Here is a 12969-nt window from a genome sequence, read left to right on the forward strand (position 1 = left end):
GTATAAGAGACAGGTGCTAAGATGAAGCCCATAACCCATCTTGTGAGCTAAAAATAGCGAGTGCGCTCCAGCATCGACCACGACGTAGTTTGCAGTGATCACTTCGCCGTCATTTATCTTGATGTGAAATGTATCGCCCACCTTTTTCATATCAGTCACTTCTGAACTTAGGCTGATCTCATAGCCCTCGCCACCTAAATTTAGTGCATTTTGCACGAGCGAATTTGCCACGCCACCAAAGTCCATCGTCGTAAACTGGCCATTTTGCGCACCGATGGCGATGATGTTTTCTGGGCGCTCATTGCCATTTGCGTCAAAAACGACATTTGGCTCGATCTGCTTTAACTTCTCTTTGTCATAAATTTCAAGATAAGGAAATAGCTCCTTAAAGCTCTCATATCGCTCCTTAATGCGCTCTACTTCGGCATCTCCGATGGCTAGTGTCATCTTTTGATGAGCGAACATATATTTACCATCTAAGTTGTATTTTAGAGCGTATTTTACCGGCATATTTGCCACTTGTGAGACCTTTTTTGCCTTTTCTAGCGTGTAGTTTGTCTCGATATCGCCGCAGTGGATGGTCTGTGAGTTGCCCTTGCCACTTGAATTTAGCGTCGCTACTCCGTCATATTTTTCTAAAAGCGCGACCTTTTTTATATCGCTAAATGCAGCCAACTCGTAAAAGAGTGCCGTCCCGCTAATGCCCGCTCCAACAATTGCCACTTCAAAGTGCTTTTGCCTCATTTTCTCCCCTGAAAGTTTAGTTGCACAAATGATACTATATTAAATTTAAATCAAACAGCAAAAAGCAGCGTGTGAAAAATAGGCTGTGTAAAAGTGAAATTTGGCAAGGCTCTCACCTTGCCATAAAGCTAAAATTTATAAGAAACATTTACCTTGAAATTTCTACCTGGCTCCCAGTCATAAGTTATTTCGTTGTCAAAACGTCTCTGAGATTGAGAAGCATAGGCTTTGTCAAATATATTATAAATTCCCGCATTTACTTCAAGCCCTTTAAATTTACCGCTACTTGGCGCATAGGTAGCATAGATATCGCTAACTGCGTAGCTTGGTATCTTGACATTTTATCATCGCCAGCTGAGATGGTATTTTTTGATGCAAAGTAGATTAGGTTGTAGCCTATTAATGTATCAATCCTTGAAAATGCGTACTCTGCGTTAAATGTGTATTTATCTCCTTGATCGCGGTAGCCGATGATGTTTGAAGTGTAGTATCCGCCCCTTGCTGGGTTTGCGACTCTATCTTTATATTTTACATTTTGATGAGTGTAGCTAGCAGCTAGGCTAAGTGCATCTAAATTTAGCCTTGCAAGTAGCTCGACACCGCTTATATCAGCTCCGCCAGCGTTTATCCTCTTTAAAGCTCCATTTGCTGCGTTGTTATCAACTATTAAATTTTTATATTTTGTCATGAAATATTTTGCAGAGAGGCTATATGAGCTAACTTCATTTATATCTCCATGATATTTAAGGCCAGTTTCGTAGCTATTACCAGTTGTCGCTTTTAGATCTTTATTTGCTTCAAATTTTTTTGCCCTACTAGCATACATCGACTCAATGACGTCAGGCCCTCTAAAGACTCTTGCGTAGCTTGCAAATGCGTGTAATCCTTTAATGATCTCATAATCAAGTGCAAGTGCTGGCGTAAATTCGTTAAATTTATAGGTGTAGCTCTTTACATTTCCAGCTCTGCCGTCGTAGCTTTTTAGCTCGTGATGAGTATATCTAAGACCTGGAGTGATGGTGAGCGAGCTAAAATTTAGCGCAGCCTTTTACTAGCTCCGCGTGAGCCTCGATCTGCTCGTCACTCCAAAGCCCAAGGTCTTTTTTGGTGATCCTACCACGCGCCTCAACAGCCGTCGCCTCAACGATGATCATACCAACGCCGCCGATCGCCCTTGTAGCGTAGTGGAGCTTATGAAAGCACCTTGGACGGCCATCCTCTTTTTTGACCTCATACATGCACATAGGAGCCATGATAATGCGGTTTTTGATTTCGATACCGCCTATCTTAAGCGGCGTAAAAAGCTTATTTTGCATGAAATTTCCTTTAATTTTTTTGGTTATTTTAGGATATTTGTTTAAATTCTTGGATTTGCAGGAATTTATCTCTTGCGACTTAGAAAGTTCAAGCAAATTTTAAAATTTCATGAGCGAGTAATTTCGGCTCTAAAATTTGAGCTAAGCTGTAAGCGAAGCCAAATTTTAGTAGTCAATTCTTGCGAGTGAATGGAATTTTAAAATTTGTCAAAACTACTAAAATTTATCTATTTCTCCTCCTTAAACAAAGAAACAAAATACTCATCGATATTAACGCCGTCTTTTTTCATATCTTTTAGCCTTAGCCTTACGTCTGCGTCTTGCCAAAGAAGTGGTGGTAGCGCAAACATAACCTTATCAAGGCTAAAATTTCTCACATCTTCGCGCCAGCCATCCCAGCAGTAAAGCTCGTAAAATTTAGATATATCCCCACTTAGCGACCAGTATAAAAACTGCGAGTAGCCAAGCTGCGTATCTTCCCATTTGCCACTATCTGGTGCGTAGTAAAAGACGTTGCCAGCTTTACCTCCAAAGGCGCCGCCATTTACCGCGAAAAATCCGCCCAAAACATCGTCCGCCACGAGCAAATAGCTAGGCATCTGCCCTGCTTGGCTAAAGCTTTTGCCAAGATTAAAGCTGTAAATTCCGCGCTTCATCTGCTCACATCCTGAGCCAAGAAGGCGCAGCCAGCCGCCATCTATCACAACACCGCCGCACCCATAAACAAGCGCTCCCATCGGCGAGCGAGTGGTGACCTGAAGCCCTAAAAGCTCACTTTGCGCCCTGCTCTCATCGCGAGGCAAAATTTCATAGTCGTTTTTGGCCTCTTTTAGCCACTCTTCGATCAGCGCCCAGCCTGGCTCATTTGTATCTATAAGCTCGTCTAAAGCTCTCATTTTCTGTCCTTTCGATAAATTTGGTGAAATTTAAAAGAAGAATTTGGCGAGTCGCCCCGCCAAAATTTATATCAGTAGATTATTTTGCGTCCCAAGCTAGGATAGTGTTGCCCTCAGCGTCGGTAGCCACGTCACCCATGCCCATGATGTTGTAGCCGCAGTCTACGTAGTGAACTTCGCCTGTTACGCCGCTAGCTAGGTCGCTAAGCAGGTACATAGCGCTGTTGCCGACGTCTTCGGTGGTGACGTTGCGTTTTAGCGGGCTGTTTACTTCGTTGTAGCGTAAAATCATCCTAAAGTCGCCTATACCGCTTGCGGCAAGCGTTTTAATTGGGCCAGCGCTGATCGCATTTACACGGATATTTTTAGCGCCAAGGTCGTGTGCTAGGTAGCGAACTGAGCTCTCAAGTGCCGCTTTGGCAACACCCATGACGTTGTAGTGTGGCACAAATTTTGGTCCGCCAAGGTATGTAAGAGTTAGCACCGAGCCGCCCTCTTTTAGCACCGGCAAGACCGCACGAGTAAGGCTTAGCAGCGAATAAACGCTAGTGCCCATCGCTATGTCAAATGCCTCTTTTGTTGTATTTACAAACTCGCCCTCAAGCGCCTCTTTTGGTGCGTAAGCCACTGCATGCACGACAAAATCGATCTCGCCAAGGTCTTTTTTGATCCTATCAGCAAGCCCGTCTAGATGCGCTTGGTTATTTACGTCAAGCTCGTAGACAAATTTACTACCAAACTCTTCAGCGATCGGCTCTACACGCTTTTTAAGAGCGTCATTTAGGTATGTAAATGCCATCTGCGCACCTTGATCGTGACAAGCTTTTGCGATGCCGTAAGCTATTGACTTGGCGTTGGCAACACCGACGATCAGACCTTTTTTACCTTTTAAAATCATTATATCTCCTTTAAAATTTTGCAATTCAAATTTTAAACCAAATTTAATAGCGGCAGTATCACGCAACTCCAGATGTTTAAATTTGCGTTTCGAAATTTAAACAAACCAACAAGCGGATATATCGCTAGGTAAATTTAAATGTTTCGCAGTAAATTTCATCCCAAGACTAGGCAAATAGCCTGTCGCAGGGTGAAATTTGCAAGATCGTTTAAATTTATCAGCGAGATGCCGCGCTAATAAGCCCTAGAAAATTATTCGCATCCCAGCTGGCTGTGCCTACCAGCACCCCATCGCAGCTCTTTATCCCTGCGATATCAGCGATATTTGCTGCATTGACGCTTCCGCCGTAAAGTAGCGGCACGTTTGCCTTTGTCTTTAAAAAACTTAGCACCTCATCTATCTGCTCTATGCTCGCACTTCTACCGGTTCCTATCGCCCAGATCGGCTCGTAGGCGATGACTAAATTTTTATAGCCAAGGTCTATATTTTCAAGCTGGAGGCTTAGAAATTCTTTGGTCGCTCCGCTTTCATTTGTGCTTAAATTTTCGCCGATGCAGTAGATGATATTCCAGCCATTTTTTGCGGCAAAGTCAAATTTCGCTCGCAAAAACTCCTCGCTCTCTTTTAAAATTTCACGCCTCTCAGAGTGGCCGATCAGCACATCTTTTATGCCAAATTCATCAAGCATAGCCTTGCCAATCTCGCCAGTAAATGCCCCACTCTCGCACGGGTAGAAATTCTGCGCCCCAAGCCTAAAAATATGCCTTTTTTCATCAAAGGCACTAGCTGGAGCAAATACGCTGACATCGTCGTTTGCGCTTAAATTTGCGTCTAAAATTTTCGCGTACTCTCTAAAGCTCTCTCTTGTGTGGTTGCACTTTAAATTCGCTAGAAATTTCAAGACCTACTCCTCTTTTCTAAGCGGTTTTATGCCAGGTAGCTCTTTGCCTTCTATTAGCTCCAAGCTAGCACCGCCGCCAGTTGAGATAAATGTCATCTCATCAGCGTCGCCTGCGCGCTCGACCACGTCAGCTGTATCACCGCCGCCAACAACGGTAGTCGCGTGCGTGTCGATGATGGCGTGGCTCATTTTGATACTGCCTTTGCTAAATTTATCCATCTCAAAAACACCCATAGGTCCGTTCCACCAGATGGTTTGCGCATCGGCGATGACCTCTTTAAATAGCCTAATCGATGCTGGTCCGATGTCAAGCCCCATCCAGCCATTTGGGATCTCTTGAGCTGGGACGTATTTTACGGCACTTTCAGCTGAAAATGTCTGAGCAGCGACGACATCCACTGGCAGGTAAATTTTTACTCCTAGCTCCCTGCCCTTACGCAAAATTTCGCGCGCATCTTCGATGAGTTCTTCTTCAAGGAGCGAATTTCCGATGTTTTCACCAAGTGATTTTAAAAATGTAAATGCCATGCCACCGCCGATTATGAGCTTATCAACACGTGGCAGAAGGTTATGCAAGGCTTGAAGCTTACCACTCACCTTTGAGCCGCCCACAACTGCGACAAATGGACGTGATGGATGTTTTATCAAATTTTGAGCGAAATTTATCTCTTTTTGTAGTAAAAATCCCGCTGCCTTGTGCTTTTCATCATAAAATTTAGTGATCGCTTCAACCGATGCGTGAGCTCTGTGACAAACGCCAAATGCGTCATTGATGTAAAATTCGCCAAATTCTGAAAGCTCTTTTGCCAAAACCTCATCGTTTTTGGTTTCGCCCTTTTCAAAGCGTAAGTTTTCTATCATCAAAATTTCGCCAGCTTTTAGCGCCCCAGCCTTTGTCTTAGCGTCATTTCCGATCACATCTTCAGCAAATATCACCTCTCTATCAAGCAGTCTTGATAGCCTTTTTGCCACGCCTTGAAGTGAAAATTTCTCTTCGTAACCATTTTTTGGGCGTCCAAGGTGACTAGCCAAAACCACGCTGCAGCCGTTATCTAGGCAGTAGCGGATAGTTGGTATCGCTGAGCGGATCCTGCGGTCATCAGTGATGTTTAAAAACTCGTCCATAGGCACGTTAAAATCGCACCTTATAAAGACTTTTGCACCGTTAAGCTCAAGGTCGTTGATCGATAAAATTTCACTCATTTTTCACCCTTTAAATTTACTTTGTAGCCACGATCTTAGCAAGATCTACAAGCCTTGTTGAGTAGCCCCACTCATTGTCATACCACGCAAAGACCTTCACCATATCATCAGCGATGACCTGCGTAGTGTCGCTAGCTACGATACTGCTAAAGGTGCTCGTGCAAAAGTCGCTGCTAACTCTATAGTCGTCATCGACAAATAAAATTCCCTTTAAATTTGACTCCGCAGCGGCTCTAAACGCCTCATTTATCTCCTCTTTGCTAGCCGGTCTTTTTAAAACAGCCGTTAGATCGACCATCGAGACATTTGCCACTGGTACGCGCACTGCTTGGCCGTGTAGTTTGCCATTTAGCTCTGGAAGCACTTTGGCGATCGCTTTTGCGGCTCCTGTGGTTGTAGGCCCGATATTTAGCGCTGCAGCACGTGAGCGGCGGAAGTCTTTAGCCTTTACATCAACTAGGCTCTGACCATTTGTATATGCGTGGATCGTGGTCATCAGCCCTTTTACGATGCCAAATTTATCATTTAGCACCTTTGCTACTGGAGCTAGGCCGTTTGTAGTGCAGCTTGCGTTTGAGACGATCGCTTCGCCTGCGTATTTATCGTCATTTACGCCAACTACAAAGGTCGCCGTGTCATCTTTTGCCGGAGCACTCATGACGACTTTTTTGACGCCACGAGCAAGATAAGGCTCACATTTTTCAGTGGTTAAGAACTTTCCAGTGCACTCTAAAACCACGTCCACGCCGTAGTCTGCGTAGCTAAGCTCGTTTAGATCTCTTGTAGAAAAAACTCTTATTTTTTTGCCATTTACTTCTATAAAATCGTCGCTTATCACCTTAACGTCTTGCTTAAATTCGCCATGCACGCTGTCGTATTTGAGCAAATACCTCGTCATATCCCTTGTTGCGGTGTCGTTAATAGCGACAAGCTCAACATCATCACGCTCTAAAATAATACGAGCAGCACACCTACCGATACGCCCAAAGCCGTTTATTGCTACTTTAACTGACATCTTAGCTCCTTTTGATATAATTACGCCTAATTCTACAAAAAAGAATTTTAAAACAAATATAAACAAGGTACTTTAATAGATGAAGTTAGCACTTTTTGGCGGGAGCTTTGATCCGGTTCATTTAGGACACGATAGCATTGTGAAAATGGCACTAAGCTGCCTTGATATCGACAAGCTCATCATCATGCCAACTTTTATAAGTCCCTTTAAGAGCGAATTTTCAGCTCCGCCAGAGCTTCGCCTAAAGTGGATAAGAGAAATTTGGGGCGGCCTAGAGAAGGTCGAGATCTCAGACTATGAGATAAATTTAGCTCGCCCAGTGCCTACCATAGAGACGGTTAAGTATTTGTATGAGAAATTCAAGATAGAGAAATTTTATCTCATAATAGGCGCGGACCACCTAGCCACGCTTGATAAGTGGCATGGATATGAGGAGCTAAAAAATTTAGTGCAGTTTGTGATCGCTAAGCGCAATCATATAGAAATTCCACAAAATTTACAAAAAATGGACGTGCACGTGGATGTTAGCTCGTCGCAGATCAGGCACCAAAAGGGGCTTGATGAGCTGCCTAGTGAGATAAAAGATGAGATTATAAATTTTTACCAAGGATTAAAGATGCAGGAAAGATCGATGCAAGAGCGCACCGAAAGTATAGTTAAGGTTTTAGACGCAAAAAAGGCTGAAGAGATACAAGTGTTTGATATGAGCGGGGATGATTATTTCGTAAAGGCCGTAGTTATCGCCACTACGCTTGGTGAGAGGCACGCTTACTCGCTGGCTGAGGATCTAAAAGAGGAGCTAAAGCCTCTTGGAGAGAAATTTATAGGTACGGAGAGCTCGCCTGATTGGATCGTGATGGACCTTGGCGACATTTTGATACATCTTTTGAGCCCAGCTTACAGAGCAAAATACAACATCGAAGAGTTTTTGCAAAAGCTAAAAACTAGCAAAGAGTCTTAACAAAAACAAGCGATGAGCAAATAAGCCATAAAAATATAAAAAATGCTAACAAAAATGGCTTTTTGCCCGTCGCTTTAAATATACTACTCCTATCTATCCCAAATCCCAAAGCACACATCGCAACGCAAAGGCAGATGCTGGCGGCTAGCTTTAAAATTTGCACCAAATTTTCAGGGAAAAATGGCAAAGATCTAACGCAGATCGCCACTAGGAAAAATAGCGCAAACCAAGGTATGCTCTTTAGCTTTGAGCCGTCACTATTTTGGCTTAAATTTAAAAAATTTAGCAAAAACAAAAAAGGCACTAGCATGATGACGCGAAGCATTTTTATGATGACGGCAGTGCTACTTGTTGCGCTGTCAAATGCCGCTGAGGCTGCCACTACGTGGGCTACTTCGTGAAGTGAGCCACCGATAAAAAAGCCAGTTTGCTGAGGCGTGAGAGCTAGAAATTTAGCGATAAATGGATAGATAAACATGCCAATCGTCCCAAATAGCACCACCGTGCAAATGGCGATAGCAAGCTTGTTTGCGTCCGCTTTTATCTCATTTTGAGTAGCCATAACAGCAGCTGCGCCACATATGCTAGCCCCAGAGCCAATGAGCACGGCACTATCCTTGCTAAGACCCAAAGCTTTAGCGGTAAAAAGTGCAAAGCAAAAGGTCGCAAATACCATAAACGCTGCGTATATCACGCCAATGGTGCCGACACTTGCGATCTCGCCAAGGCTTATATTGAAGCCAAAAAGTATGATGCCTAGCCTTAAAATTTGCTTCCCAGCGATCGCTATGACGCCACTACTTTTTAAAATTTGAGTTTGTTTGGTGAAAAGATTTGCAAAAAAGGCGCCTAAAATGATAGAGATGATGAGTGGGCTGGTGTGAAATTTAGCTAAAAGTGTGTTTGAGAGCGCAAAAGAAACGCCGTAAATCAGCGCTAAAACAAGCACTGCGAGAATTTTGTGAGACATATTTTAACCTTAACTCTTTTTTTAAAAATGCAATTAGCACGTTTGGGTATAATTAGACGAATTTTATAATGCAAATTTAAAATAAAGATAAAGGGATAGGCCTATGATCATCCTTGGCGAAAAATATACTTTCACCAAACTCGAGCTAGAGAAGCTTAGGAAGAAATTTGGCCAGGTAAATTTTTTATCCCCAGAAACTAGCGACGCAAAAACTCTTCGAAGCGCGCTAGAAAATCTCATAAAATCAGGCGATCAAAGGCTAATAGTACTAAATACCCAAAAGCCCGTTGATAGCAAACTGGTGAGATTTCTCACGCTTTTGCAGTTTAAGACTAAGTATAAAAAGATCAAATTTCTAAATGTGGAGAGCTTTTTAGAAATTTACTTGCAAAAGTGCTACATCCCAGAAAATGGAGAAAATTTAAACTTTTTAAACGACATAAAGCCTTACAATGCCTTTGAATACGCCTTAAAACGCGTGATCGACTATGTAAGCTGCTCACTGCTTCTTGTGATACTTTTTGTGCTTAAATTTTATGTAAAGAAAAAGATAGACGAGCAGTCCCCTGGCAGCCTTTACTTCTTGCAAAATAGGGTCGGGCTGGATACTAAAATATTTAAGTGTTATAAATTTAGAACGATGCATGAAAACTCAGAACACAACCCATACACGCAAAAAAACGACACAAGAGTATTTAAATTTGGCGAATTTATGCGCAAGACTAGAATGGATGAAATACCTCAATGCATCAATGTATTCCGCGGCGATATGCACCTAATAGGGCCACGTACAGAATGGGATATATTAGTTCATGACTACGAAAAAAAGATCCCTTACTACAATGAACGCCACATCGTCCGCCCAGGGATTACCGGCTGGGCACAGGTAAACTACCCTTATGGCGCAAACACGCACGACGCTAAACAAAAGCTGATGTATGATCTTTACTACATAAAGCACTGGTCACTTTGGCTGGAGATAAAGATCATAGCAAAAACTATTGCAATTATATTTGAAAAAAGGGGCATTTAGTCAAACCCGCATATCCCTTTTTGACTAAATTTGTCTGGTGAATATAAATCTACATCCTATCTTTAGCTGTGATTCCCATTATATTAAATGCTGTTTTTATCGAGACAGCAACAACTGCAAAGACTTTTAGCAAACTATCTTCATTTTCATTTCCAACTACGCGGTTTTCATTATAAAATTTATGAAAGCTAGCAGCTAGTGACTTTAGATAGTCTGGGATCTTTTGAAGCTGTCTTGAGATGAAAGCGTCCTCTAAAATTTCAGGCAATATCAGTGCTTCAAAAAGTAAATTTTTAGCATTTTCATCTAGGCATTCAAAGTCCGCATTTATCACATCACTAACGCTTTTTTCAGCCTTTGCAAAGACCTGATTTATCCTAGCGTGAGCATAGTTTATATAAAAAATAGGGTTTGAGCTATCCTCTTTTTTAAGCTCATCTACGTCAAATTCCAAGCTACTCGTATTTGCTTTACTTATAAAGATAAATCTAAGCGCCTCAGCACCGATCTCGCTTGCGATATCACTCATCAGCACCGCATTGCCAGCGCGCTTGCTCATTTTGTATGGCTTACCCTCTTTTAGCAGGCTAACCATCTGCATAAGTATCACTTCAAGCTTGTTTTCATCGTACCCAAGGAAATTTATCGCAGCCTTTAGTCTTGCGATATATCCGTGGTGGTCTGCGCCCCAAATGTTTATATAGTGGTCAAAATTTCTTTCAAATTTAGCGTTATGATATATGATGTCGCCAGCTAGATATGTCGGTCTGCTGTCATTTCTCACCACGACCCTATCGTTATCGTCGCCAAGCGTGGTCGAAGCGATATAAGTAGCGCCCTCTTTTTCATACATTTGACTTGAGCGTTTTAGCTTTTCTATAGTTGGCTCCAAACGGTCGTAAAGTGCTTTTTCGCTAGCCCAGCTCTCTATAAAAATGCCAACATCAGCCAAGTCTTTTTTGATGATATCAAGCACGATATCCTTGCCAAACTCAGCAAGCTCAAGGTTTCTGCTCTCATCATAAAAAATTTCCTTGCCAAATTTCTCATTTGCAAGCTTAGCAATATCTAAAATATAATCCCCGCGGTAATATTTCTCTGGATAGACGACACTTTCGTTAAAAAGCTGCTCTTTAGCCGCAAGTGATATCGATGTGCCAAGCAGATCTATTTGATTGCCCGCATCGTTTATGTAGTATTCTGTTGAGATAGCGTAGCCAAGTCTTTTGCCAAGCCTAGCCAAAGTATCGCCATAAACCGCACCTCTAACGTGTCCGATGTGAAGCGGTCCAGTTGGATTTGCACTGATGTATTCTATTAAATAACTATCTTTTTTCGCATCTTCTTTTGCAAAATTTTCGCTATCTAGCAAAATTTGCTTTGAAATTTCATCTAAAAATTCGCTCTTAAGCTTGAAATTTAAGTAGCCATTTACCGCACTAGCTTCAACTATCTTACTGTCACTAAATTTATCAGCAAACTCGCTAGCTATCATAGCCGGCGACTTTCTTAGCTCCTTTGCAAGGCTAAAAAGTGGCGTCGCATAGTGGGCTAAATTTTTATCCTTTGGCTTCTCAAGCACAAATTCACGCTCTAAAACCTTTAAAATTTCAGCTTTTATTTTATTTTTCAACTCTAAAACCTATGCGTTTTTAGTTGTTTCTTCTATCTTTTGACTAGCAGCGCTCTCTTCTTTATGCTCGACTTTTTCGCTCTTTTCAGGGGTTGTATCCTCCATCTCAGCCTTAAAAGTCTTTATGCCCTTACCTAGTCCTTTTGCAAGCTCTGGGATCTTCTTTGCTCCAAAAAGTAATACAATGATCGCTAAAACGATCAACCAGTGGCCAATACTAAAAGAACCCATCTTTTCTCCTTATCAAATTTTCTCAAAATATTATCATAAATTCTTGAATTTCTAACAATCTATCCACTCGTCGATGACGTTTCTTAAGTTTATCTTAGCACTTTTTAACCTCATCGCTCGAAGGATTGATTTTAGCCCTTTATAGCTCTTTTCTATATCATCATTTACTAAAAAATAATCATACTCTAAAATATGCTCCATCTCTCCAACTGCGTTCATTAAGCGATTTTCTATCGTCTCGTCACTATCTGTTCCGCGGTTTTTTAAGCGCCTTTTTAGCTCTTTTTTATTCGCAGTTGTGATAAAAACTGAAGTGATGTAGCTTTTAAATTTCTCAAGTGCGATGTGAAAGCCCTGCACATCGATGTCAAATATCACTATCTTACCAGCTTCAAGCGCTGCTAAAACTGGCTTTAGGCTCGTGCCATAATAGTTTTTATGCACCTGCGCCCACTCTAAAAACTCACCCTTTTCGATGCCGCTTTTAAATTCATCCTCTCCAACAAAATAGTAATCCACCCCATCAACTTCGCCATCCCTTTTTGCTCTAGTCGTGCTTGAGATAGAAAAATATAGGTCTTTCTCTTCCTTTAAAAGACGGCTTAGTAGCGTGCTTTTGCCGCTTCCACTAGGTCCTGAAACTACTAAAATTTGTCCTTGCAACTACTTTTCCTCGAAACTTATATTTATCTTAATATTCATATCTTTTAGCACATCCCTTAGCGAGCTCTCATTTAGCGACTCATGGACGTGTTTTGTGATCTTTTTGGTTAGCTCTTCTTTATAGTCTTCTTTTGTCTCATTTTTTGAGCTTGTTTTAGGCATATCTTTTAGCCCAAATGCCGCTAGCATAGTGTTTTCATCTATCTCTTCGATCGATGTTGCATCAAAATTTAGCTCACTCTCGGCCACTAAATTTTCTGGCTCTTCTTGCGAGGCCTCTTCTTCAAATACCTCATCCTCTAAATTTTCCTCAACCTGTGGCTCTTCATCTAAAATTTCATCTTGTACTTCTAAATTTTCCTCTAGTTGTGGTTCTTCTTCCAAAGCAACAGCTGAGGCAATGTCTTTCAGATCAAACTCAGAAATTTCATCTATCTGGCTTGGTTCAGCCCTCTCTTCTTCTATATTTTCAACACTTAAAAACCTATAATGCGATTTTTGTTTA

13 protein-coding genes and 2 pseudogenes are annotated in these 12969 nt (G+C 41.8%); 2 read left to right on the forward strand and 13 right to left on the reverse strand.

All coding sequences use genetic code 11. The features are described from left to right. The 8 genes and pseudogenes from Q0296_RS04035 to gap all read right to left on the reverse strand — a co-directional run. Positions 1-744: FAD-dependent oxidoreductase (locus Q0296_RS04035; RefSeq protein WP_298036832.1), on the reverse strand; the 744-nt coding region annotated here is incomplete at its 3' end. 256 nt (positions 745-1000) lie between these two features. Further along, entirely contained in the window at positions 1001-1762 is a 762-nt protein-coding gene (locus Q0296_RS04045) for a TonB-dependent receptor (protein ID WP_298036865.1), read from the reverse strand. Positions 1763-1775: 13 nt separating this feature from the next. Continuing rightward, positions 1776-2060 (reverse strand): annotated as a pseudogene (locus Q0296_RS04050) (NADH:flavin oxidoreductase/NADH oxidase); the annotation flags it as partial. A 227-nt stretch (positions 2061-2287) separates the two neighbouring features. Continuing rightward, a complete protein-coding gene (locus Q0296_RS04055) occupies positions 2288-2956 on the reverse strand; it encodes a DUF2625 family protein (RefSeq protein WP_298036835.1) in 669 nt (222 codons plus the stop codon). Between the two features lie 79 nt (positions 2957-3035). Further along, entirely contained in the window at positions 3036-3854 is an 819-nt protein-coding gene (fabI, locus tag Q0296_RS04060) for an enoyl-ACP reductase FabI (RefSeq protein ID WP_012140237.1), read from the reverse strand. A gap of 217 nt (positions 3855-4071) precedes the next feature. Next, entirely contained in the window at positions 4072-4755 is a 684-nt protein-coding gene (locus Q0296_RS04065; RefSeq protein WP_298036839.1) for a triose-phosphate isomerase, read from the reverse strand. A gap of 3 nt (positions 4756-4758) precedes the next feature. Beyond that, positions 4759-5958, reverse strand: a complete 1200-nt coding sequence (locus Q0296_RS04070; RefSeq protein WP_298036842.1) for a phosphoglycerate kinase — start codon at positions 5956-5958, stop codon at positions 4759-4761. A 16-nt stretch (positions 5959-5974) separates the two neighbouring features. Next, positions 5975-6973, reverse strand: a complete 999-nt coding sequence (gap, locus tag Q0296_RS04075) for a type I glyceraldehyde-3-phosphate dehydrogenase (RefSeq protein ID WP_103634984.1) — start codon at positions 6971-6973, stop codon at positions 5975-5977. A 79-nt stretch (positions 6974-7052) separates the two neighbouring features. On the opposite strand from gap, the gene nadD reads away from it, so the two are divergent. Then, positions 7053-7934, forward strand: coding sequence for a nicotinate (nicotinamide) nucleotide adenylyltransferase (gene nadD, locus Q0296_RS04080; protein WP_298036849.1), 882 nt, complete (start codon positions 7053-7055; stop codon positions 7932-7934). On the opposite strand, the gene Q0296_RS04085 is transcribed toward nadD, so the two are convergent. After that, complete coding sequence (locus Q0296_RS04085; protein ID WP_298036851.1) at positions 7918-8904, reverse strand: putative sulfate exporter family transporter; 987 nt, start codon at positions 8902-8904, stop codon at positions 7918-7920. The genes nadD and Q0296_RS04085 overlap by 17 nt on opposite strands. Positions 8905-9007: 103 nt before the next feature. Here Q0296_RS04085 and Q0296_RS04090 point away from each other — a divergent pair, with 103 nt between their 5' ends. Next, entirely contained in the window at positions 9008-9937 is a 930-nt protein-coding gene (locus Q0296_RS04090) for a sugar transferase (RefSeq protein WP_298036853.1), read from the forward strand. A 49-nt stretch (positions 9938-9986) separates the two neighbouring features. Here Q0296_RS04090 and argS read toward each other — a convergent pair whose 3' ends face one another. The 4 genes and pseudogenes from argS to Q0296_RS04110 form a co-directional block, all read right to left on the reverse strand. Continuing rightward, a complete protein-coding gene (gene argS, locus Q0296_RS04095; RefSeq protein ID WP_298036856.1) occupies positions 9987-11570 on the reverse strand; it encodes an arginine--tRNA ligase in 1584 nt (527 codons plus the stop codon). A gap of 9 nt (positions 11571-11579) precedes the next feature. Continuing rightward, a complete protein-coding gene (gene tatA / locus Q0296_RS04100) occupies positions 11580-11801 on the reverse strand; it encodes a twin-arginine translocase TatA/TatE family subunit (protein ID WP_021087958.1) in 222 nt (73 codons plus the stop codon). 51 nt (positions 11802-11852) lie between these two features. Beyond that, positions 11853-12464 (reverse strand): guanylate kinase, encoded by a 612-nt coding sequence (gene gmk / locus Q0296_RS04105; protein ID WP_298036860.1) that lies wholly within the window; start codon positions 12462-12464, stop codon positions 11853-11855. Further along, positions 12465-12969, reverse strand: a pseudogene (locus tag Q0296_RS04110) (Highly acidic protein); the annotation flags it as partial.

Origin of the sequence: uncultured Campylobacter sp. (assembly GCF_937890585.1) — a bacterium.
Lineage (GTDB): Bacteria > Campylobacterota > Campylobacteria > Campylobacterales > Campylobacteraceae > Campylobacter_A.

Coding starts and splice junctions, on each gene's coding strand:
- Q0296_RS04085 (WP_298036851.1), bottom strand. CDS start 8,904: ATGTCTCACAAAATTCTCGCAGTGCTTGTTTTAGCGCTGATTTACGGC.
- fabI (WP_012140237.1), bottom strand. CDS start 3,854: ATGATTTTAAAAGGTAAAAAAGGTCTGATCGTCGGTGTTGCCAACGCC.
- Q0296_RS04055 (WP_298036835.1), bottom strand. CDS start 2,956: ATGAGAGCTTTAGACGAGCTTATAGATACAAATGAGCCAGGCTGGGCG.
- Q0296_RS04090 (WP_298036853.1), top strand. CDS start 9,008: ATGATCATCCTTGGCGAAAAATATACTTTCACCAAACTCGAGCTAGAG.
- tatA (WP_021087958.1), bottom strand. CDS start 11,801: ATGGGTTCTTTTAGTATTGGCCACTGGTTGATCGTTTTAGCGATCATT.
- gap (WP_103634984.1), bottom strand. CDS start 6,973: ATGTCAGTTAAAGTAGCAATAAACGGCTTTGGGCGTATCGGTAGGTGT.
- nadD (WP_298036849.1), top strand. CDS start 7,053: ATGAAGTTAGCACTTTTTGGCGGGAGCTTTGATCCGGTTCATTTAGGA.
- Q0296_RS04070 (WP_298036842.1), bottom strand. CDS start 5,958: ATGAGTGAAATTTTATCGATCAACGACCTTGAGCTTAACGGTGCAAAA.